Below are 21,846 nucleotides of genomic sequence, written 5' to 3'. Positions count from 1 at the left end.
CACCGGGTCAATCGCCGGCCTGCGCCACCTGCGTCTCGCTCTCCACCGTCCTGGCCGGCGGGTGGCGGTAGAAGGCATGATCGCCGATGGACGCCGTGCGCAGCCGCGCCTCCGCCCAGTCGGGCTTCTTCCTCCCGAGCCGGGCCTGCGCCGACGGGCTGTAGAACAGCGAGGCGCGCGCCGTCGGGTCGGGCATCTCGTCGTCGTTCAGGTTCCAGGCGAGGCCGCGCGCGACCCGCAGCGCCTCCCGGTCGGGGGCAAGGCGCGGCTTCGGCCAGGACGGCATGCCGCCCGCCCGGATGACCCGCCCCTGCCGGCGCACCTCGGCCAGCAGCCGGCGCGCCTCGGCACGGCGGCTGGCCGCGTCGTCCCGCGGCTCGCGTGCCGTCTCCCGCGCCTTCACTGCCTTCGCCTGCTTCTGCCGCGCTTTTGGCGCCACGGGGTCGGCCGCAAAGGGCTCGAACTGGCCGGAGGCGACGACGACGCGGCAGGGCAGCGACGGTTGCGCCGCCGAGGCGGCACGGTTGGCGACCACCCACATGACGGCGGCCATCGCGTCGGCCCCTTCCCCGCGCGACTCGGCCCAGCCTGTTAAGGCGAGGCAACGGCGCTCGCGCTCGGCCTCCCAGGCGGTCAGCATGAAGACGGCGGCGCCGATGACGACCGGCTGGCGTGCTCCGCCGCGCTTGGGCAAGGCCCGCTTCGCATCGCCGACGAAGCCGGCGCAGCCGCCGTCGCCGGGGTGGCAGAGGATGGCGCCAGCGCCCGGTCCGGAGCCAGAATCAGCCCCCTGCGCGCCCGCAGCGGCCGGGACCGTGACGACGGCAAGCGCCAGCACAAGGAGAAGGAGTCGCATCCCGGTCACTCCGTCCGAGGGGAAGGGACTTCCTTCGACAGAAGGGCGGATGCAGAGTTCCCCGGACTGTCCATCTTTCCGATGGCGCAGGTCGGCAAGCGGATGCGGTAACTCCATCGGATTCCGATATGGAATCGCGGGTGGTCCGCAAAAAGCCCGGATGACTTTCCGCATATGTTTTTCCGCAGATCGTCTTGTGATCGGCTGCGCCGCGCGCAATGCGCGTCTATGCTGCCCCGGCGAAAGACGAGGGAGCGACATGGCGGGCAGACGGCGCAAGATTCCGCGGAAACGCAACAAGGGCAGGCCGGCGACGGCAGCCCGCGGACCGGCCGTGGATACGGCCGGCACGGCACGGCCGGCGCCCGGCGGCCTGACGACACCGCTTCGCGGCTTGGGCTCGACGCCCGGGGCCAAGGGGCGCAGGAGGAGTTTCGCAACCATGCCCGACGCCAATGCCGGACGATTCCTCAGCCCCGAGCAGCAGTTTCTCCTGAAGAAGCGGCGGGAGGCGGAACTGCGCGCGGCGAAGGACCGCCGGGCCGCCGTCGGGATCGTGCTGGCGCTGCTGCTCGTCCTGGGTGGCGGCATGGCCGCCCTGGTCTGGCTCTGGCAAGGGGGGACGCTGCCATGGACGCCGCGATGAGCCTCCACCCGATCGTGGCAGGCTCACACCGGTCCGTACCGCTTGCCGGGACAGGGGGCGGCGGTCAGGCAGGCGCCCCCGCCAGCGCAGCCACCGCCGCATAGCGTTCCGCCAGCAGCGGGCTGGCTGCGGCGCAGGCGGCGGCGACGAGGCGGGAACCCTCGACATAGGCGTCGGCGCGCTCGACGCTCCAGGACAGCGGGCGTTCGACCGCCAGCGCCTGCAGGATCGAGATCTGCTCGGCCAGCTTGATGCGCTTGGCGCCGTCCGGTGCCGCGGCGAGGCGTATCGCCTGGAGCGCCTTGCGCTCGCCGATCGCCCGGCCGACATCCTCGGGCGCATCGCTCACCGCCGCCACCAGCCCGGCGACCTCCTCGCCGAACAATCCGGCCAGTTCGTCGACGGTGGTCAGCCCGTCCTCGACCGCATCATGCAGCCAGGCGGCGGCCACCTCGGCCGGCGTGCCGCCGGCGCGCCTGACCAGTTCCGCCGTCTCCGACAAATGCGAGACGAAGGGGGTGCGCGCCCGGTCCGGGCGGTAGGTGCCTTCATGCAGGGCCGCGGCATGCCGCAGCGCCGCCGTGATCAGTCCATCGTCTTCAGACATCTGCTCTCTCCTCCGTGCCGCCGACGGGCACCCGGCTCCGACGCCATGGCCCGCCCCGGGCGGCTACAGTCAGCGCAAGCCCGGCTGCTTCGGCCCGACCGCCCGGATCGAGCGGGTCCGGTCAGGCCGCCAGCGCGTCGGGGCGGCGGCAATCGGTCTCGAATGCGCGCAGCCGGCTATGCAGATGGTCCGCCGTCGCCCGGTCGAAGTCCAGGATCTCGGCCGGCGGCACAACGCCGCGGATGCGCATGTGGATGGCCGCCTTGCCGTCGTGGGTGAGGTGGAGATCGAAATCGCCGACCAGACGGTGCAGCCCCTCGCCGTGGTGCGGGCGATAGAGGACCTGCGCCCCGCCCTCGCGCTCGACGATCTCGATGGTGCCGGCATCGGCCATGCGGGCGCCGAGCGCCTCCGCTTCGGCCCGCAGCCTGCCGACCACCGCGGCGAAGCCGGCATGGATTTCGGGACCGAGCGGTTCATGGTCGAGGGCGCGCTGGGCCGGAGCCACCGACCAGCGGTGGGAAGAATTGTCGCTATGCATCGGAAAGGCACTCCTGGCGGGAGGCGGTCCGGGACGATCCCGAGGCGTCTCCCTTGCCTTCTCTTAACATGCTGCACCGCAGCATGGGTCCGCGACAATTCGTCAAGTGGTATGACCACTCGGCAGGGCAGCCCTGCCGCAATGCCGGACGGCGTCAGGCGGATATCAGGCTGCCTGGGCCAGTTCCGGGGCGAGGCGACGCGCGTCGGCAAGCAGGGCCGCGGTCAGGGGCGGCTGCGGAAAGCGCCGGGCGACCACCAGCCCGATCAGGGTCGACAGCTCCGGCGCCACGATGGGAATGGCGCGGATGGTGGGGGGAAGCTGCAGCGCATCCGCCATGATCCGTGGCATGACCGTCGACCACATGCCGGTGCGCAGATGGTTGGTCAGCACGACGATGGAGTTGGATTCCAGCATCGGCTCGGCGCGCACCCCGGCCTCGGCAAAGGCCCGGTCGATGATCCGCCGGTTCTGCATGTTGGCGTTGAGCAGGCAGAGCGGCAGGGTGGCCGCCTCCTCCCAGGTGACGCTGTCGCGCGCGCCGAACGGCCCGTCCGCCGCGGTGATCAGGTGGTAGCGCTCGTGGTAGAGCGGCACCTCGTCGACATTGCCGAGCGGTTCGTTGTCGAGATAGGTGATCCCGGCCTCCGCCTCCAGATTCTCCAGCCGGGACAGGATCTCGGTCGAGCTGTGCGAGGCGATGGTGATCTTGATGCCGGGATGCAGGGACCAGACGGTCGAGGTCAGCCGCTGGACCATGGGCAGTGCCGTCGGCACCACCACCAGCCGCAGCGTGCCGGTCAGGCCCTGCTTCATCGTCTCGACGTCGGCGCGCATCGCCTTGTAGTCGCCGACGATCCGCCGCGCCCAGTCCAGCACCCGCTCCCCTTCGGCGGTGAAGCCGATGAAGCGCGCCCCGCGGTCGACCAGCGGCACGCCAAGGGTCGTTTCCAGCTGCTTGATCGCCGCCGACAGGTTCGGTTGCGACACCCCGCAGACCTGGGCCGCACGGCCGAAATGCTTTTCCGTGGCCAGCGCGATCAGAAATTCCAGTTTTTCCTGCATGCCGGGGCTCCTCCCACCACGTCGGGCGCGTTGCGCATCGATGACACAGCGCACGCCGGGATACCGACCAGCAGCCGATGATGACGACCGGATGCCGCCGGGTGGATGTGACTTTCGGTCGCCCGTCCCGGACGGAAGGGCGGCCGGCGCGGAAACCAGGGGACCGCGCGGGGGGAGTTATCGATCCCAGCCTCGTCAATGTCATTGATTCGGATCAGAAATTTTCCGTCACCGGCTGGCCGGCACAGCGGCAAAGCGGCAAAGCGACGCATCGTTGGACTGCGAAGCATTGCCGCCATGCGGATGCGGGCCGCGGGATACGGGATTGGGGCGGTCACTTGACCTCCATCTCGATCAGGCGCCAGCCGTCGCCCGGCGGGCGGTCGATCCGCAGGTCGGCACCCTCCAGGAAGGTGTCGCGGCTGAGCAGGTCGAAGGCATGGCGCAGCGCATCCGGCTCCACCCGGCTGAGCCGGCCGACCGACAGGCTGACGCGCACCACCCGGCCGAAGGACCGGGCGTCGCGCGCCGTCATCGCCTGTTCGAGCAGGGATTGGCAAACGGCGATCTCATGCATGATGAAACAGGCTCCTCCGGCAGCATGCCCTCTCCCGCCCCGGGAGAGGGAGGGGACCCGCGCAGCAGGCGTGGGGAGGGTGAGGGGCAAGACGAGAAACCCAGACCGCATGGTTTCTTGGATCACCCCTCACCCTTCCCATGCTCGGCATGGGCCCCTTCCCTCTCCCAGGGCGGGAGAGGGAGGCAAATGCGATCACTCCCGGATCAGGCGTAGGCCGGAGCCTTCTTCGTCGCGCGGCTCACCGCGTTGCTGAGGCCGCCCTTCAGCTTCGCGTATTCCTGCTGGACGTGGTTCTCGGCCCAGACCTGATCGGCGATCGCCTCCACCCGAACGGCGGCGTACTTGTATTCCGGCGTCTTGGCGATGGGATCGACGGCGTGGATGGTCAGCTCGTTGCAGGCGCCGATCCACCACTGGTAGGTCATGTAGACGGCCCCCTGGTTGGTGCGGTCGGTGACGCTGGCGCGGCTGATCACCTTGCCGCGGCGCGACGACACCCAGACCAGCTCCTGGTCGCGGATGCCCAACGCCTTGGCGTCCTTCGGGTTGATGGTGACATAGCCGGGTTCGTCGGCCAGCGTCTGCAGGGCGGCGCAGTTGCCGGTCATCGAACGGCAGGAGTAATGCCCGACCTCGCGCACGGTGCAGAGGATCAGCGGGAACTCCTCGGTCAGCTGGTCCTGCGGCGGACGCCATTCGGTGGCGAACAGCAGCCCCTTGCCGCCCGGCCGCTGGAAGATGTTGCCCTCGTAGAGATATTTGGAGCCGGCCGAGTCGAGCTCGCGGCAGGGCCACTGCACGGCGCCCAGCCCCTCCATCTTCTCGTAGGTGACGCCGTAGAAGATCGGGCACAGCCCGCGCAGCTCGTCCCAGATCTCCTTGGTGTTGTTGTAGTGCATGGGATAGCCCATCGCGGTGGCGAGCAGGCTGATGATCTCCCAGTCGTGCTTGACGTCGCCCTTGGCGTCCACCGCCTTGGTGAAGCGCTGGAAGCTGCGGTCGGCGGCGCTGAACACGCCCTCATGCTCGCCCCAGGAGGTCGCCGGCAGGATCAGGTCGGCGAACATCGCCGTCTTCGTCATGAAGATGTCCTGGACGATGACGAACTCCATCGCCTCGAAACCGCGGCGCACCTGCGTCAGGTCCGGCTCGGTCTGGGCCGGATCCTCGCCCATGACGTACATCGCCTTCAGCTTGCCGGTCTCGGCCAGATGCGGCACGTCGGTCAGGCGGTAGCCGATCTCGCCGGGCAGCGAGTCGACCCCCCAGGCCTTGGCGAACTTCGCCCGGATTTCCGGATCGGTGACCTTCTGGTAGCCGGGAAACTCGGTCGGCAGCACGCCCATGTCGCAGCTCCCCTGGACGTTGTTCTGGCCGCGCACCGGGCCGACGCCGACATTCGGGCGGCCGAGATTGCCGGTCAGCAGGGCGAGGCCCGACAACCCCTTCACCACGTCGACGCCCTGGCCCCACTGGGTGACGCCCATGCCCCACAGGATGGTGGCCGACGGGGCGGCGGCATAGATACGCATCGCCTCGCGGATGTCGGCGGCGGCGAGGCCGGTGATCGCCTCGACATATTCGGGGGTGTATTTCTCGACGGTCTTCTTGTACTCGTCGAAGCCCTCCGTGTGGTTGGCGACATACTCCTTGTTATAGAGCCCCTCGTTGATCAGGACATTGGCGAAGGCATTGACCAGCGCCATGTTGGAGCCGTTGTTCAGCGGCAGCCACAGGTCGGCCAGCCGCGCCGTCTCGATCTTGCGCGGGTCGCAGACGATGATCTTGGCGCCGCGTTCCTTGGCCTTGATGATGCGCTTGGCGATCACCGGATGGCTGTCGGCGACGTTGTAGCCGAAGACCAGGACGCAGTTGGTGTGCTCGATCTCCGGGATCGAGTTGCTCATCGCGCCGTTGCCGAGCGTGACCTGGAGACCGGCGACCGACGGGCCGTGGCAGACGCGCGCGCAGTTGTCGACATTGTTGGTGCCGAGGACCGCGCGGGTGAATTTCTGCATCACATAGTTGGTCTCGTTGCCGGTTCCGCGCGACGAGCCGGTGGTCATGATCGAATCGGGACCGTATTTGGCCTTGATCTCCGACAGCTTCGTCGCGGCGTACTGGATGGCCTCGTCCCACGACACGGCCTCGAACGCGGCGTCGCGGCTGCGGCGCAGCATCGGGTTGCGCAGGCGCGGCGTCAGGATTTTGGTGTCGTTGATGAAGTCGAAGCCGAAATAGCCCTTCAGGCACAGCTCTCCTTCGTTGGTGACGCCGTTCAGGGGTTCGGCACCGACGACCTTCCCCCCCTCGACCAGCAGATTGAGTTTGCAGCCCGTACCGCAGTAGGGGCAGACCGCCATATGCTTTTCCATCATGACCTCGATGTCTCTGGCTCGATGTATGTCTGGCTCGATCGCCGTGGCCGGAGCGCAGCCGCGGCAGGGGGGATCAGGCCGCGACCTCGGCGGCTTCCATCGCCGCGCGCTCGCGGCGCAGGCGCAGGGTCTCGTCCATCGACGCCCGGTCCATCAGGGTGAGGGCGTTGGTCGGGCAGACCGAGACGCAGGCCGGACCGGCGTCGCGGTCGACGCACAGGTCGCATTTGTGGGCCTGCGCCTTGACGCCCAGGCTGAGCGTCATTCCGGCGAACTGCCGAACCGCCGGCACCGTCACCACGTCCATGACGCCGAAGGGGCAGGCCAGCACGCAGTTCTTGCAGCCCAGGCAGCGCTCCTGCTCCACCTGCACGCTGTGCTGGCGGTAGACGATGGCGTTGTTGGGACAGGCGTTGACGCAGGGCGCGTCCTCGCAATGGTGGCACATCACGGCGGTGCTGACGCTGGCGGTCTTCACCATGCGGATGCGTGGCTTGAAGGTCTCGGGCGCCAGGCCCTCGACCCCCGCGCCGTCGGAATGGGCAAGCGCACAGGCGATCTCGCATGTGCGGCAACCGATGCATTTGCTCGGGTTGGCAGTGACGAATCTGTTCATTTCCGTCGTCCTTGGTTGAAACCGGAGCGGGCTTGGGTGACGGGTCCGTCCCGGCGTCGCTTCACTGTTCCCTGGCGTTTCGCGCCGGTTCGCCGCATCGGTTTGCCTCATTGGCTTCCCATGCCGGGCACCGGGGGCTTCACGGCCGATTGAAATCGCTTATCGCCCGATCTTTAAAAGTAATCGATGACGATAAGCCGATCCTATCGAGTATTCTCTGTTCCTTATCGGTGTTCACCGTCCATGCGACGAAATCAAAGCGCCACATGATTTCCTCGTTTTATGGCGGTCACCTTATACCCACTTTTTTTATGTGTCTAGTTGACATGATATCATTCAAGAGAATAGCGTAGAGAAGTCGATGGCGCTTCCGGTTAAGGCCGCCATTTTGACAATGATTCGCAACAGATGACTCTCATCCTGCCGAACCGCCTGTGAAGACAGGCGAAGCTGGAGGAATGCGCGGGTCAATACTGTCTTCTTATTGGCCGATCAGGTTTTTTTATCGGGATAGACCCTGACCGACCAGCCCTGCTTTGACCGATTAGACGCACCCGCCCGGGAAGCCGGAGGTCTGAACATGAATCGCTTCGTTATCGCGGAACCGAGAAAGTGCATCGGGTGCAACACCTGCATGGCGGCCTGCACCGAGGCACACAGGAAACAGGGGCTGCAATCGCATCCCCGGCTGACGGTCATGCGGATCGCCGACGACACCGGTCCCGTCCTCTGCCACCAGTGCGAGGACGCGCCCTGTGCCCGCGTCTGCCCGGTCAATGCCATCACCCACGCTGCCGACAGCATCCTGCTCGACGAACAGGCCTGCATCGGCTGCAAGATGTGCGCGCTGGCCTGCCCGTTCGGCGCCATCACCCCGAGCGGCACCGCCGTCACCGGGGTCGCCGGCACCGGCACCGCCACGCCGACCCATTCGGCAGCGCTCGATCCGCTGCTGGCCTGGGACATCGGCGTCAAGAGCGTCGCGGTGAAATGCGATCTCTGCGCCTTCTCCGGCGACGGGCCGGCCTGCGTGCGCGTGTGCCCGACCGCCGCCCTCTATGCGGTCGACGCCGCCGCGGCCGGACAGGCCGCCGCCGTCAAGCGCACGCTGGCCGCCGCGGCACCGGTCAGCCCTGAAATGCCGCTCGCCTCGCTGGAGGGGCTGGACCCATGATTCCACTCTCCCTTCTCATCATGTCGCTGCTGCTGTCCTGCGGCGGCGCCATCCTCTGCCTCTTCCTGAAGTCCCGGGAGGGGGATGTCCGTCTTGCCGGCAGCGGTGTCGGCGTCGCCGCGGCGCTGGCCGGGCTCGGCTCCGGCCTGACCGCCATCGCGGGGGGCCAGCCGGCCGTGCTCGACGCCGCCGGCCCCTACCCCTTCGCCCATTTCGTCCTGCGGCTCGACCCGCTGGCCGGCCTGATGATCGCGGTCATCTCGCTGCTGTCGCTGGTCGCCTGGATCTACGGCTTCGCCTATGTGCGCGAATATGCCGGGCGCGGCGTCGGGGCGATGGGCTTCTTCATGAACGCCTTCATCGCCTCGATGATGCTGGTGGTGGCGGCCGACAACGGCTTCTGGTTCCTCATCTTCTTCGAGATGATGTCGCTCGCCTCCTACTTCCTGGTGATCTTCGACCAGGAGGACGAGGCGGTCAGCGCCGGATTCCTCTATTTCCTGGTCGCCCATGGCGGCTCGGTGCTGATCATGGCCGCCTTCTTCCTGATGGCGAACCAGGCCGGCAGCTTCGATTTCGCCGCCTTCCGCGCCCATCCGCTGCCGGCCCCGCTGGACAGCGTCGCCTTCCTGCTGGCCTTCCTCGGCTTCGGCGCCAAGGCCGGCATGATCCCGCTGCACATCTGGCTGCCGCGTGCCCATCCGGCGGCGCCGTCGCACGCCTCGGCCCTGATGTCGGGCGTGATGATCAAGATCGGCGTCTTCGGCATCGTCAAGGTCGGCATCGACCTGCTGGGCGCCAGCGCCGGCCCGTCGATGCTGGGCTGGGGCCTGCTGGTGCTGGCCTTCGGCGCGGTGTCGTCGGTGCTGGGCGTGGTCTACGCGCTCGCCGAGCACGACATCAAGCGGCTGCTGGCCTACCACTCGGTCGAGAACATCGGGATCATCCTGCTGGGCGTCGGCACCGGCATGATCGGCATGGCGCTGCACCAGCCGGTGCTGGCGGTGCTGGGGCTGATGGCCGGGCTGTACCACCTGCTGAACCATGCGGTGTTCAAGGGGCTGCTGTTCCTGGGCGCCGGCTCGGTCATCTTCCGCACCCACACCAAGGACATGGAGGAGATGGGCGGGCTGGCCCGTACCATGCCCTGGACCGCCCTGTCCTTCCTGGTCGGCGCGCTGGCGATCTCGGCGATCCCGCCGCTGAACGGCTTCGTGTCGGAATGGTACACCTACCAGGCGCTGTTCGCGGCGGCGCTGGACGGCACGCCGCTGGTCAAGTTCGCCACCCCCATCGCCGCGGTGATGCTGGCGCTGACCGGTGCGCTCGCCGTCATGTGCTTCGTCAAGGCCTACGGCATCATGTTCGCCGGGGCGCCGCGCAGCCACCATGCGGAAGAGGCGCGCGAGGCGCCGGCCGCGATGGTCGCCGGCATGGCGGTGCTCGCCGTCGCGTGCGTCGCGCTCGGCCTGCTGGCGCCGCTGGTGGCGCCGGTCATGGGCCGCATCGCCGCGGCCACCATCGGCACGGCCGTCGCAGGCAGCGCGCCGGTGGTGCTGGCGACCGGCACGACTCTGCTGCCGGGCGACGCGCAGCAGGCCACGCTGTCGACACCGCTGATCGCCATCCTGCTGATCGCCATGGCCTTCCTGCCGATCGCGCTGAAGGCGGCCTTCGCGGCCAAGCGCGGCGGCGACCGCAGGACCGCGGCCCCCTGGGCGGCGGGCTACCGGCCGGACCATCACATGCCGGCCTCGGCCGGCGGCTTCGCCCAGCCGATCCGCATGTTCTTCGCTCCGCTCTATGCCATGCGCCGGTCGATCTCCGGCCGCTGGACCGGCATCGCGCTGGGCTTCGAACGGGTGGTGACGCTGGCGCGGCGGACCGAGCCCTTCGCCGACCGCAGCGTGATCGGCCCCATCGCCGATGCGGTCGATGCCGGCGGCAAGCGGCTGCAGGTCATCCAGGCGGGGGATTTCCGGATCTACTGCCTCTACATCGTCGCGGCGCTGATCGCGCTGCTGGCGCTGGCCGTCTGACGGGAGGACGCCATGCTCACCTTCTCACACCTCATGGTGGGGCTGTTCCAGGCGCTGCTTCTGCTGGCGGCGGCCCCGCTCGTCTCCGGCCTGTCGCGCATGGTCCGGGCCAAGCTGCACACCCGGCACGGGCCGGGGCTGCTGCAGGATTATCGCGACATCGCCAAGCTGCTGACCCGGCAGGATTTGACCCCGCCGGACAGCGGATTCGCCTTCCGGATCATGCCGGCGGTGATGCTGACGACGGTGCTGGTCATCGCCACCGGCATTCCGATGCTGACCCGCTTCACCCCGGTGGCCCCCATCGGCGACCTGATCACCGTCATCTACCTGTTCGCGCTCGCCCGCTTCTTCTTCTCGCTGTCGGGCATCGACAGCGGCAACTCCTTCTCCGGCATCGGCGGCAGCCGCGAGCTGACCATGGGTGTGCTGGTGGAGCCGGTGATGCTGCTGTCGCTGTTCGTCGCGGCGCTGCTGGCCGGCTCGACCAACCTCGGCGCCATCGGCGCCGCCATCGCCGACGGCCATGTCCAGTCGGTCACCGCGACGATCATCGCCGCCCTGTCCTTCGCCTACGCCATCTACATCGAGCTGGGCAAGCTGCCCTACGACATGGCGGAAGCCGAGCAGGAGTTGCAGGAAGGCCCGCTGACCGAATATTCCGGCCCGTCGCTGGCCCTGATCAAATGGGCGATGTCGCTGAAGCAGACGGTCGTCGTGGCCTGGTTCATCGGCGTCTTCCTGCCTTTCGGCAGCGCCCCCGAGATGTCGTTCTTCGGGCTGCTGTTCGGGCTGGTCGCCTTCGCCATCAAGCTGACCGCGATCTTCGTCGCCGTCGGCATCGTCGAGAACAGCGTCGCGCGTGTCCGCTTCTGCCTGACCCCGCAGCACAGCTGGATCGGGGTCGGCGCCGCCTCGCTCGCCTTCGTCTTCTATCTGGTCGGCCTGTGAGCCGGCGAGGGGCAGCATCATGATCACACTCCCCACGGAACCACTCGGCGTCCTGGCGCTGGCGACCATCCTGGTCCCCATGGCCGGCGCCGGGCTGATCGCGGCGTCGGAGCGGGCATCGGCGAAATGGCTGTGCCAGGGCTTCGCGGCGGCGACCGTCGCGCTGGTCGGCATCCTTGCCGCGTCGCTGCTCGGCGGCGGCAAGATCGGCGGCACCTACGAGCTGATCTCGCTGGGATCGGTCTCGATCCTCGGCCTCGTGGTCGACAGCGTCAGCGTGCTGATCGCGCTGGCGGTGATCGCCATCGGCCTCCTGGTCGCGATCTATTCCGCCGCATACCTGAATGCCGGAAACCGCGAGCATCCCGATATCGGCCGGCGGCGCTACTACGCCTTCCTGCTGGTGTTCATCGGCGCGATGACCGGGCTGGTGTTCAGCTCCACTGTCATCGGCCAGCTCGCCTTCTTCGAGCTGACGGGCGCCTGCTCCTGGGCTCTGATCGGCTATTACGAATCGCCCAAGGCGCTGCGCTCGGCGGCCAAGGCGCTGCTGGTCACCCATGTCGCCTCGCTCGGCCTCTATGTCGCGGCGGCGCTGCTGTTCCTGTCGACCGGCACCTTCGCGCTGACCGCCATCGCCGATCTGGCGCCGGGGATGAAGGCGGCGGTGCTGCTGGCGATCCTGGTCGCCGCCTGGGGCAAGTCGGCGCAGCTGCCCTTCCACATGTGGCTGCCCGACGCCATGGAGGCCCCGACCCCGGTCAGCGCTTACCTGCACGCGGCATCCATGGTCAAGGTCGGCGTTTACATCTTCGCCCGCGGGCTGATGTCGGCCGGCGGCGCGCCGGAGATCGTCGGCTGGGTCGGCTCGATCATGGCGGTGCTGACGCTGGTCTACGGCTTCTTCATGTATCTGCCGCAGGTCGACCTGAAGCGGCTGCTGGCCTATTCGACGATCACGCAGCTGGCCTACATCCTGCTGGCGCTGTCGCTGTCGGTCTTCGGCTCCGACCTCGCCTTCAAGGGGGCCATCGCCCACATCTTCAACCATGCCTTCGCCAAGACGCTGTTCTTCCTGGTCGCCGGTGCACTGAGCTACACCGCCGGCACCCGCCTGCTGCCGTCGCTGCGCGGCATCGTCACCAAGTCGCCGCTGCTCGGCATCGCCTTCGTCTGCGCCGCACTGGCGATCACCGGCGTACCGCCCTTCAACGGCTTCTTCAGCAAATTCGCCATCTTCGCCGGCGGTTTCGAGGTCGGCGCGCACCATTGGGCGCTGATGGTTCTGGTGGTGATCGCGCTGGCGGAATCGGTCGGCTCCTTCGCCTGGTTCCTGAAATGGCTCGGCCATTCGGTGCCCGGCAAGCCGTCGGCCACGATGGCCGCGGCGGCGCCGCTGCCGGCCGGCATGAAGTTCGTGCTGGTGGCGCTGGTGGCGATGACCGTCGTCTCCAGCTCCATCGCCGCCTCGTGGCTCGGCTGAGGGAGGACACGCACATGAACGGATTTCTCATCGTCAACGGCCTGTCCGGCCTGCTGATCGTCAGCTCCCTGCTGGTCACGCTGGCCGCCAAGCCGGCCAACTCGGCCCGCTTCTACGCGCTGCAGAGCTTCATCCTGGTGATGCTGTTCGTGGCGCTGGCCGGCGCCACCGGATCGGGCGAGCTGTATCTCTGGTCCTTCACCGCCTTGCTGACCAAGGTGATCCTGGTTCCGGCCATCATGTACCGCACCTTCCGCAAGCTGGACGATCCGGCCATCGGCTCGGGCGCGGTGATGCCGACGGCACTGTCCATCGTCGCCGCCGCCGCCGTGGTCATCCTGTGCTTCGGCGTGGTGTCGCGGGTGACGCTGCCGGCGGCCGACGCGATCAAGCCGGCGCTGGCCGTCTCGCTCGCCCTGTTCTTCGTCGGGCTGGGCTGCATCGTCGCCCAGCGCAACATCCTGAAGCAGGTGTTCGGCTACTGCCTGATGGAGAACGGGTCGCACCTGACCCTTGCCCTGCTGGCCCCCAACGCGCCCGAGCTGGTCGAGATCGGCATCGCCACCGACGCGATCTTCGCGGTGGTGGTGATGGCGGTGCTGGGGTCGCGGATCTTCGACACGCTGCACACGCTCGACGCGCGCCAGCTCACGACCTTGAAGGGATGACCGCCATGGTACCCTCAATCGTACCGTCCATACTTCCCCCCCTGCTGCTGCTCGGTCCGCTCGCCGTCGCGCTGTTCCTGCTGACGCTGCCCTGGTTCCGCGACTCGCTGCCCGAGACCATGGCGTCCGACCAAGGCAGCCTGAAGCTGCTGGAACGCATCCATCTTGGTTCGATCGGCTACGTCTTCCTGCTGAGCATGGCGGCGCTGGTGCGGGTGATGGCGGGCAGCACGCTGGGCGCCTTCGGCGATTGGCTGTTCGTCGACGCGCTGGGCGCCGTCTTCATGATGCTGATCGGCGTGGTCGGGCTGCTGACCGGGCTCTATTCGATCAGCTACATCCGCCACGACCTGGAAGCCGGACTGATCGACGCCGGCAAGGTGCGGATCTATTACGGCTTCTTCAGCCTGTTCCTGTTCACCATGCTGCTGGCCGTCACCGCCAACAACATCATCATGATGTGGGCGGCGATCGAGGCGACGACGCTGGGCTCCGCCTTCCTGGTCGGGCTGTACGGGCAGAAATCCTCGCTGGAGGCGGCCTGGAAATATGTCGTCATCTGCACGGTCGGCGTCGCCTTCGGGCTCTACGGCACGGTGCTGGTGTTCTCCAATGCCGCCGACGTGCTGGCCGACCCGCACCAGGCGGTGCTGTGGACGGCGCTGGTCGGCCATGCCGCCGAGCTGGACCCGATGCTGGTCAAGCTGGCCTTCGTCTTCGCGCTGATCGGCTTCGGCACCAAGGCCGGCATCTTCCCGATGCATGCCTGGCTGCCCGACGCCCATTCCGAGGCGCCGAGCCCGGTGTCCGGGCTGCTGTCGGGCGTGCTGCTGAAATGCGCGCTGCTGATCGTCATCCGCTTCTACGTCATCACCGTCGGCACGGTGGGGATCGAGTTCCCGCAGATGCTGCTGCTGGGGCTGGGCGTGCTGTCGGTCGGCGTATCGTCGCTGCTGTTCTTCGTGCAGCAGGATCTGAAGCGCAAGCTGGCCTATTCGAGCATCGAGAATGTCGGGCTGATCGTCGTGGCGCTCGGCATCGGCGGGCCGCTCGGCATCGCGGCGGCGCTGCTGCACTCCATCAACCACAGCGTCACCAAGGCGCTGTTCTTCTGCAGCGCCGGCAACGTGCTGATGAAGTACGGCACCCGCGACCTGCGGGCGGTCAAGGGCGTGCTGCGGGTGGCGCCGGCGACCGGCCTGCTGATGATGGGCTGCGCCCTGGCGCTGGCCGGCTTCCCGCCCTTCAACATCTTCGTCAGCGAGTTCATGGTGTTCATGGCCGGACTGAACGAGGGCTATGTCTGGCTGATGATGCTGTGCGCCCTGTTCCTGTGCATCACCATCGCCGGGCTGGTGAAGATCGTCGCCGACAGCGTGCTGGGCAAGAGCCCGGAGACGATGGCCAAGGGCGATGTCGGCTGGCGGGCGCTGGCGCCGCTGGCGGTGCTGGCCGTCCTAGTGCTGAGCCTGGGCTTCGCCGTGCCGCAGCCGCTGTCCAACCTCGTCCAGCAGGCGACCGCCGTGGTCCTGAACGGCGACAGCCGGCCGGTGGTGGCGGCTCCCTGGCAAACCATAAACACCGCCCATAAGGCCGGCACCGCCCTGGCCGGCGGCCTCGCGCAGACGGAGATTTCGAAATGAACCTCATCACTCCGGAACGGGTCGGGATCGGCTACATCGCCTCCCTGCGCGACAGCCTGCCCCATGCGATCCTCGACGAATCCTGGCAGACCGGGGCCCAGGTGACCATCACGGTCAAGCCCTCCTCGCTGCCCGACGTGGTCGCCAGCCTCTATTACGGTCACGGCGGCTGGCTGTCGGTGATCGTCGGCAACGACGAACGGCCGCTGAACGGCGCCTACGCCGTCTATTATGTGCTGTCGATGGAGGCCGGCGCCCGCTGCCATGTCGTGGTGCGCTGCGAGGTGCCGGCCGACACGCTGGAATACCCGTCGGTGACGCCGCGGGTTCCCGCCTGCGTGTGGGGCGAGCGCGAGGTGCGCGACATGTTCGGCCTGCGCCCCGTCGGCCTGCCCGACGAGCGCCGTCTCGTCCTGCCCGACGACTGGCCCGACGAGCTGTATCCGCTGCGCAAGGATTCGATGGACTACCGGCTGCGGCCGGCACCGACCGCCGACGACGAGACCTACCAGTTCATCAACGAGGCCAAGCAGGAGACCCGCGTCGTCCCGCTGGGGCCGCTGCACATCACCTCCGACGAGCCCGGCCATTTCCGGCTGTTCGTCGACGGCGAGGACATCATCGACGCCGATTACCGCATGTTCTACGTCCACCGCGGCATGGAGAAGGTGGCCGAGACGCGGATGGGCTACAACGAGGTCACCTTCCTGGCCGACCGCGTCTGCGGCATCTGCGGCTACGCCCACAGCGTCGCCTATGCCAGTTCGGTGGAGAACGCGCTGGGCATCACGGTGCCGCCGCGGGCGCAGGCCATCCGGTCCATCCTGCTGGAGACCGAGCGGATGCACAGCCACCTGCTGAACCTCGGGCTGGTCTGCCATTTCATCGGCTTCGACACCGGCTTCATGCAGTTCTTCCGCGTGCGCGAGAAGGCGATGACGCTGGCCGAACTGCTGACCGGCGCGCGCAAGACCTACGCGCTGAACCTGATCGGCGGCGTGCGCCGCGACATCCTGGGCGACCAGCAGGCGAGGACCCGCGAACTGGTCGCCGAACTGCGCGACGACGTGACCCGGCTGGTCGAGGTGCTGCTGTCCACCGCCAACGTCAGCGGCCGGGTCAAGGGCGTCGGCCGGCTCGACCCGCAGATCGCCCGCGACTACAGCCCGGTCGGGCCGGTGGTGCGCGGCAGCGGCCACCGCCGCGACACCCGCGCCGACCATGCCTTCGCCGGCTACAAGCTGCTCGACATGCCGGTCCATATCGAGCAGGGCTGCGACGTTCTGTCCCGCACGCTGGTCCGCGTGGCCGAGTTCTTCGACAGCCTGTGGATCATCGAGCAGCTGCTGGACAAGGCACCCGGCGGCCCTGTGCTGACCGAGGATTTCACCTATGTCCCGCACAAGTTCGCGCTGGGCTTCACCGAGGCACCGCGCGGCGAGGACATCCACTGGTCGATGACCGGCGACAACCAGAAGCTCTACCGCTGGCGCTGCCGCGCCTCGACCTACAACAACTGGCCGGTGCTGCGCTACATGCTGCGCGGCAACACGGTGTCCGATGCCCCGCTGATCGTCGGCAGCATCGACCCCTGCTATTCCTGCACCGACCGCGTGACCGTGGTCGACGTTCGCAAGAAGCGCTCGAAGACCATCGCCTACAAGGAGATGGAGCGCTACTGCCGCGAACGCACGGATTCACCGCTGAAGTGACGGGAGGCGACCGATGCTCAAGCTACTCAAGGAAATCTTCCGCACCGGCGAGGCGACGGTCAAGTACCCCTTCGCCCCGCTGGAGGTCTGCAAGGACTTCCGCGGCAAGCCGGAACACCGGGCGGAGGCGTGCATCGCCTGTGCCGCCTGCACCGTCGCCTGCCCGCCGAACGCCATCCGGATGGAGACGGACACGGCGGCCGGCACCCGGACATGGTCGATCAATTACGGCCGCTGCATCTTCTGCGGCCGCTGCGAGGAATCCTGCCCGACCGGCGCCATCCGCCTGACCCCAGACTTCGAGCTGGCGGTGGGCAGCAAGGCCGACCTGACGCGTAAGGCCGTGTTCACGCTGGAGGAATGCGCCTGCTGCGGCAAGCCCTTCGCCCCGGCCAAGGAGGTCGATTATGTCGCCCGGCTGCTGGGCCAGTCGGCCCGCAGCACCGAGGAGGCGGACCGGCTGCGGCTGACCGTCTCCACCTGCCCCGACTGCAAGCGCAAACAGGATGTCCACCAGATCGCCCTGATGGGGATCGATCGCCAGATGGACCGCGAGCTGGAGACCACGCCATGAACCTCCCGGTGAACCCCGGCAGCCTGACGGCCGAATTGCCGCAGGTTTCCATCTCCGAGCAGATCGCCACGATGAAGACGGCGCTGCTGAAGAACATCCAGCGCTCGGCCTACGTCTACCGGGTGGATTGCGGCGGCTGCAACGGCTGCGAGATCGAGATCTTCTCGTCCATCACTCCGGTGTTCGACGCGGAGCGCTTCGGCATCAAGGTGGTGGCCTCGCCCCGCCATGCCGACATCCTGCTGTTCACCGGGGCGGTGACGCGCGCCATGCGGATGCCGGCGCTGCGGGCGTTCGAGGCGGCGCCCGATCCGAAGATCGTGGTGTCCTACGGCGCCTGCGGCTGCACCGGCGGCATCTTCCACGACCTCTATTGCGTCTGGGGCGGCACCGACGAGATCGTCCCGGTCGACGTCTACATCCCCGGCTGCCCGCCGACACCGGCCGCGACCATCCATGGCTTCGCCGTTGCGCTCGGCCTGCTGGACCAGAAGCTGAAGGCCGAGACCCATGTCGAGGCGGCGGGAGAGACCGCAGCCCTGCCCCACCCCGACATCCCCTATGCGCTGCGCGTCCGGCTGGAGCGCGAGGCGCGGCGCATGGCCGGCTACCGCCAAGGCCGCGACATCGTCGAGGAGTTCCTGGCCCTGCTGGAGGGGCAGGCCCACATGCCGGGATCCTTCACCCTGTCCGAGCGGCTGCTCTCCGCCATCGCCGGGGAACGCGACCCGCGCCGCGCCGAGATCGTCGGCCGGCTGGCCGACATCGTCCAACAGGCGGTGCATGGACGGCCCATCGGGGGAGATGCGGCATGAGTACCCTTGCACATGCCGATCCCGGCTCCGTCCCCGGCCTGCGCAAGGCCGGCGGCGTCGCACCCGAGGTGGTCTTCTACCAGCTGAACGCCAAGATGCTGGAGCGGACGGAGGACATCCCGGAGGATGCCAGGCAGGTGGTCTATTATTCGCTGGCAATCGGGCATCACATCGGCGTGTTCGATTGCTTTAAGCCGGCCTTCCGCTGCACCACCGCGGTCTTCGACCGCGTGCTGGAGACGCTGAAGGGCGACGAGGAGGCGCACCGCAAGCTGTCCGGCCTGCTGCGCTTCGGCGAGATCACCGTGGACATCACCCACGCCCGGCCGCTGATGGCGGCCATCGAGACGGTCCTGCCGACCGCCCCGCCCGACGTGGCGGCCTGGCTCGACCGTCTGCGCAGCGCCCTGGACGCCATCCGGCGCGAACCCGCGATCTATCTGATGGGGAGACGATTGACATGACCGATGTCGTATTCACGGTTGGGAACGTGCTGCGCGGCGACGACGGCGCCGGCCCGCTGCTGGCCCAGCTGCTCGACGAACTGCCGGCACCCGGCTGGACGGTGGTAGACGGCGAGGATGTTCCGGAGAACCACACCCATTACATCCGGACGCTGGCGCCGCAGCGGCTGCTGATCGTCGACGCCGCCGACATGGAACTGGCGCCGGGCGAGGTCCGCCTGATCGAGCAGGACAGCGTCGCCGAGCAGTTCATGGTGACCACCCACGCCATCCCGCTGAACTTCCTGATCGACAGCCTGAGGGAAACCGTGCCGGAAATCCTGTTCCTCGGCATCCAGCCGCAGGACACCAGCTTCTTCGCGCCGGTCACCAGCACGGTCCGCCTGTCGGTGGAGGCCGTCCACGACCGGCTGGTCCGCGGCGAGGGCTTCGACGCTTACGAGACGGTGGGCTGACGCGACATCCGGGGACAACTCAAGACAAGCGGAGGAAATTCGCCATGGCGGATCCTGCATCGAAAGACACACCGGTACTCGGCATGGACGCCTATTCGCCGGCCGAGATCCAGGACAAGGTCGAAAAGCTGGGGGTGAAGAAGGCGACGATGCCCTTCCTGCCCAGCTTCATGCTGGCTGTGGTCGCCGGCGGCGGCATCGGGCTGGGCGGCATGTTCTTCGTCATCGTGCTGGCCGACCCGGCGCTCAGCTTCGCGGTGCAGCGGGTGCTGGGCGGGCTGGTCTTCTCGCTCGGCCTCGCCATCGTCATGGTCGGCGGGGCGGAGCTGTTCACCGGCAACTGCCTGATCGTGATGGCACGGGCCAACGGCCAGATCTCGACGGCGCAGGTGCTGCGCAACTGGGCGACGATCTGGATCGGCAACGCGGTCGGCGCACTCGGCCTCGTCATCCTGATCGTCATGTCGCACCATACCGAGATGAACAACGGCGGCGTCGGCGCCGCGGTGCTGAAGCTCGCCATCGGCAAGATCGCACCGGACGCGGTGACCATCTTCTTCAAGGGCATCCTGTGCAACCTGCTGGTCTGCCTGGCGGTGTGGCTGGCCTATGCCGGCCGCACGGTGACCGACAAGATCGTGGCGCTGACCCTGCCGGTCGCGGCCTTCGTCGCCGCCGGCTTCGAGCACTGCATCGCCAACCTCTATTTCCTGCCGCTGGCCTATGTGCTGAAAGAGACGGGGCATGTGCCGACCGGGCTGGACGTGTCGATGATCACGGCGGGCGGCATCCTGCACAATCTGCTGTTCGCCACGCTGGGCAACATCGTCGGCGGCTCGGTGTTCGTCGGCGGCATCTATTGGCTGATCTACCGCAAGGGGCTGGGCGGCCTGACCCCGCTTCCGTCGCGCAAGGCGATGCCGGCGATGGGACAGCCGGCGGCCAATCATTGACGCAAGTGCCGACATGACCTCCGCGGGCCGGCATTGTCCGGCCCGTTGGTGTTTCGGGGAGCTCGGCTCGGGGCCTCAAGCCGGCGTCGCGACGCGCGACGGCACGGCATAGACAGTGAAGCGGCCCTCGCGCACGAAGGCGACGACCCCCACCCCCACCGTCGCGGCGAATCCGACGCACAGCGAGGTCGGGGCGGAGATGGCGGCGATCAGCGGGATGCCGGCGGCGGCCGTCTTGTGGACCATCTCGAAGGAACAGCGGCTCGACACCACGACGAAGCCGTCGGCCGGGTCGATGCCGGCGCGGGCGAGCGCGCCGATCAGCTTGTCGAGCGCGTTGTGGCGGCCGACATCCTCGCGGACGGCGACCAGATCCCCGTCGGGCCGGGCGAAACCGGCGGCGTGGACGGCGCCGGTCTGCCGGTTCAGGCTCTGGCCTGCCGGCAGTGCCGCCATGGCACGGCGGATCGCCTCCGGCGCGATGCTTGCGGTCGAGCGGACGGGATCGAGCGGCCGAAGGGTTTCCGCGAAGCTGTCGGTGCCGCAGCGTCCGCAGCCCGATCCACCCATCAGGTTGCGCTTGCGGCGCAGCAGGGCGGCGAGCCGCTCCACCGGCAGTTCCATGCGGATGCGGACACCATCCGTCAACTCGTCGACGCCGGTGATGGCGAGCTCGTCGGGAGTGCCGGCGATCCCCTCGCTGAGGGAAAAGCCGATGGCGAAATCCTCCAGGTCGGTGGGCGTCGCCAGCATGACGGCGAAGAGATCGCCGGCATAGACCAGCCCGACCGGCATCTCGTCGACGATGGCCTCCACCCGGCGGTCGATGCCCGATCCGGCGCAGACGGTTGCCGGCACCAGCCGGACACCGCGATGCGAAAGCGGATGCGCCAGGGAAAGCGCCGCGGTTGCCGGGGCCGTAAAGGCGGTTGCGTGATCCATGATGTGGCCGGAACCCTGGGGCTGTGGAGGACGAACTGTGAGGAACGGGCGCCGGCCAAGCGGTCCGTCACCGCGCACCGCCATAACGCCAAGCCTGGAGCATCGGTCCCGACGGACGGGATCGCCCGGCCCCCCATGGCCGGATTCTGCACGCCACCGATACGGAACGACATGCGACATTCCGGCTCACCTCGAATATTCATCGGTATTTTTCAAATAAAAATGAGTTATCGCCTCATGCAAATCTCTTATCAACCATATGATTCCGTATAAAATATCGTGATTTCCAATAAGTAACGAATTGCCATTCCTCATTTCCAATGCTATTCCTTGACGTATCGACTTTTCAAAGAATCGACCGATTCACCCCTGCTCCCGACAACGGCCACCGGATCCGGCATTCTGTCGGAACGGGCTTCCGGCCTTGCGCGGCGGAGAAGGACGATGCATGAGCTTTCACTGTGCGAACGGCTGCTGGACTTGCTGCAGGAGGAGTCGCGCCGCCACGCCTTCCATCGGGTCACGCGGATCCGGTTGGCGGTGGGACGGTTCGCCTGTGTCGATCCGGACGCCCTGCGTTTCGCCTTCGACGTGGTCCGGCGCGATACGCTGGCCGAGGGCGCGGCGGTCGACATCGATCAGCCGCCCGGCCTGGTCTGGTGCGAGGATTGCGCGCGGGAGAGG

The 21,846-nt window shown here is 67.8% G+C and carries 22 protein-coding genes (1 of these 22 running past the window's edge); 14 read left to right on the top strand and 8 right to left on the bottom strand.

Annotated features, from left to right (window positions below):
- Window positions 1-7: 7 nt before the first annotated feature.
- Window positions 8-856 (bottom strand): cell wall hydrolase, encoded by an 849-nt coding sequence (locus AL072_RS26640; protein WP_082109389.1) that lies wholly within the window; start codon window positions 854-856, stop codon window positions 8-10.
- Between the two features lie 442 nt (window positions 857-1,298).
- On the opposite strand from AL072_RS26640, the gene AL072_RS35795 reads away from it, so the two are divergent.
- A complete protein-coding gene (locus AL072_RS35795; RefSeq protein WP_245637041.1) occupies window positions 1,299-1,502 on the top strand; it encodes a hypothetical protein in 204 nt (67 codons plus the stop codon).
- A 64-nt stretch (window positions 1,503-1,566) separates the two neighbouring features.
- On the opposite strand, the gene AL072_RS26630 is transcribed toward AL072_RS35795, so the two are convergent.
- The 6 genes from AL072_RS26630 to AL072_RS26605 all read right to left on the bottom strand — a co-directional run bounded on the left by AL072_RS26630 (window position 1,567) and on the right by AL072_RS26605 (window position 7,289).
- On the bottom strand, window positions 1,567-2,109 hold the full coding sequence (locus tag AL072_RS26630; RefSeq protein WP_045585806.1) for an HD domain-containing protein: 543 nt from the start codon (window positions 2,107-2,109) through the stop codon (window positions 1,567-1,569).
- A 121-nt stretch (window positions 2,110-2,230) separates the two neighbouring features.
- Window positions 2,231-2,650, bottom strand: coding sequence for a hypothetical protein (locus AL072_RS26625; protein ID WP_045585805.1), 420 nt, complete (start codon window positions 2,648-2,650; stop codon window positions 2,231-2,233).
- 165 nt (window positions 2,651-2,815) lie between these two features.
- A complete protein-coding gene (locus AL072_RS26620) occupies window positions 2,816-3,715 on the bottom strand; it encodes a LysR family transcriptional regulator (protein ID WP_045585804.1) in 900 nt (299 codons plus the stop codon).
- A 334-nt stretch (window positions 3,716-4,049) separates the two neighbouring features.
- On the bottom strand, window positions 4,050-4,292 hold the full coding sequence (locus tag AL072_RS26615; protein ID WP_052710457.1) for a hydrogenase maturation nickel metallochaperone HypA/HybF: 243 nt from the start codon (window positions 4,290-4,292) through the stop codon (window positions 4,050-4,052).
- Window positions 4,293-4,498: 206 nt separating this feature from the next.
- On the bottom strand, window positions 4,499-6,673 hold the full coding sequence (fdhF, locus tag AL072_RS26610; protein WP_245637040.1) for a formate dehydrogenase subunit alpha: 2,175 nt from the start codon (window positions 6,671-6,673) through the stop codon (window positions 4,499-4,501).
- A gap of 73 nt (window positions 6,674-6,746) precedes the next feature.
- On the bottom strand, window positions 6,747-7,289 hold the full coding sequence (locus AL072_RS26605) for a 4Fe-4S dicluster domain-containing protein (RefSeq protein WP_045585803.1): 543 nt from the start codon (window positions 7,287-7,289) through the stop codon (window positions 6,747-6,749).
- A 634-nt stretch (window positions 7,290-7,923) separates the two neighbouring features.
- Between AL072_RS26605 and AL072_RS26600 the strand changes: the two genes are divergently transcribed.
- From AL072_RS26600 to AL072_RS26545, 12 genes are read left to right on the top strand one after another with little or no spacing between them, the layout of a single operon-like run.
- Window positions 7,924-8,463 (top strand): 4Fe-4S dicluster domain-containing protein, encoded by a 540-nt coding sequence (locus AL072_RS26600; protein WP_245637039.1) that lies wholly within the window; start codon window positions 7,924-7,926, stop codon window positions 8,461-8,463.
- A complete protein-coding gene (gene hyfB / locus AL072_RS26595) occupies window positions 8,460-10,502 on the top strand; it encodes a hydrogenase 4 subunit B (protein ID WP_045585801.1) in 2,043 nt (680 codons plus the stop codon). The genes AL072_RS26600 and hyfB overlap by 4 nt, the downstream gene beginning before the upstream one ends.
- Window positions 10,503-10,514: 12 nt before the next feature.
- Window positions 10,515-11,453 carry a respiratory chain complex I subunit 1 family protein gene (locus tag AL072_RS26590; RefSeq protein ID WP_045585800.1) on the top strand — a complete coding sequence of 313 codons (939 nt, stop codon included), beginning with the start codon at window positions 10,515-10,517 and terminating at the stop codon, window positions 11,451-11,453.
- Window positions 11,454-11,472: 19 nt separating this feature from the next.
- Window positions 11,473-12,936 carry a hydrogenase 4 subunit D gene (locus AL072_RS26585; RefSeq protein WP_045585799.1) on the top strand — a complete coding sequence of 488 codons (1,464 nt, stop codon included), beginning with the start codon at window positions 11,473-11,475 and terminating at the stop codon, window positions 12,934-12,936.
- Between the two features lie 14 nt (window positions 12,937-12,950).
- The gene (gene hyfE, locus AL072_RS26580) at window positions 12,951-13,604 is read left to right on the top strand and encodes a hydrogenase 4 membrane subunit (protein ID WP_045585798.1); all 654 of its coding nucleotides are present in this window, start codon (window positions 12,951-12,953) and stop codon (window positions 13,602-13,604) included.
- A 5-nt stretch (window positions 13,605-13,609) separates the two neighbouring features.
- On the top strand, window positions 13,610-15,247 hold the full coding sequence (locus tag AL072_RS26575) for a hydrogenase 4 subunit F (RefSeq protein WP_245637038.1): 1,638 nt from the start codon (window positions 13,610-13,612) through the stop codon (window positions 15,245-15,247).
- Entirely contained in the window at window positions 15,244-16,959 is a 1,716-nt protein-coding gene (locus tag AL072_RS26570; protein WP_045585796.1) for a hydrogenase large subunit, read from the top strand. The genes AL072_RS26575 and AL072_RS26570 overlap by 4 nt, the downstream gene beginning before the upstream one ends.
- Before the next feature lie 13 nt (window positions 16,960-16,972).
- On the top strand, window positions 16,973-17,533 hold the full coding sequence (locus AL072_RS26565; RefSeq protein ID WP_045585795.1) for a formate hydrogenlyase complex iron-sulfur subunit: 561 nt from the start codon (window positions 16,973-16,975) through the stop codon (window positions 17,531-17,533).
- Window positions 17,530-18,348 carry an NADH-quinone oxidoreductase subunit B family protein gene (locus tag AL072_RS26560; RefSeq protein WP_045585794.1) on the top strand — a complete coding sequence of 273 codons (819 nt, stop codon included), beginning with the start codon at window positions 17,530-17,532 and terminating at the stop codon, window positions 18,346-18,348. The genes AL072_RS26565 and AL072_RS26560 overlap by 4 nt, the downstream gene beginning before the upstream one ends.
- Window positions 18,345-18,812 carry a formate hydrogenlyase maturation HycH family protein gene (locus AL072_RS26555; protein ID WP_052710456.1) on the top strand — a complete coding sequence of 156 codons (468 nt, stop codon included), beginning with the start codon at window positions 18,345-18,347 and terminating at the stop codon, window positions 18,810-18,812. Before AL072_RS26560 ends, AL072_RS26555 begins: the two co-directional genes overlap by 4 nt.
- The gene (gene hycI / locus AL072_RS26550; RefSeq protein ID WP_045585793.1) at window positions 18,809-19,267 is read left to right on the top strand and encodes a hydrogenase maturation peptidase HycI; all 459 of its coding nucleotides are present in this window, start codon (window positions 18,809-18,811) and stop codon (window positions 19,265-19,267) included. Before AL072_RS26555 ends, hycI begins: the two co-directional genes overlap by 4 nt.
- Window positions 19,268-19,311: 44 nt before the next feature.
- Window positions 19,312-20,220 (top strand): formate/nitrite transporter family protein, encoded by a 909-nt coding sequence (locus tag AL072_RS26545; RefSeq protein WP_045585792.1) that lies wholly within the window; start codon window positions 19,312-19,314, stop codon window positions 20,218-20,220.
- Window positions 20,221-20,295: 75 nt separating this feature from the next.
- On the opposite strand, the gene fdhD is transcribed toward AL072_RS26545, so the two are convergent.
- The gene (gene fdhD, locus AL072_RS26540) at window positions 20,296-21,162 is read right to left on the bottom strand and encodes a formate dehydrogenase accessory sulfurtransferase FdhD (RefSeq protein WP_082109388.1); all 867 of its coding nucleotides are present in this window, start codon (window positions 21,160-21,162) and stop codon (window positions 20,296-20,298) included.
- Between the two features lie 444 nt (window positions 21,163-21,606).
- Between fdhD and hypA the strand changes: the two genes are divergently transcribed.
- On the top strand, window positions 21,607-21,846 hold the 5' portion of the coding sequence (gene hypA / locus AL072_RS26535) for a hydrogenase maturation nickel metallochaperone HypA (protein ID WP_045585791.1). It continues 102 nt past the right edge of the window; only the first 240 of its 342 coding nucleotides appear in the window; it begins with the start codon at window positions 21,607-21,609; its stop codon lies beyond the right edge, outside the window.

Source organism: Azospirillum thiophilum, assembly GCF_001305595.1.
Classification (GTDB): domain Bacteria; phylum Pseudomonadota; class Alphaproteobacteria; order Azospirillales; family Azospirillaceae; genus Azospirillum; species Azospirillum thiophilum.
The sequence above is the reverse complement of the archived record's forward strand: the minus strand, read 5'-3'. Positions and strand labels throughout refer to the sequence as shown.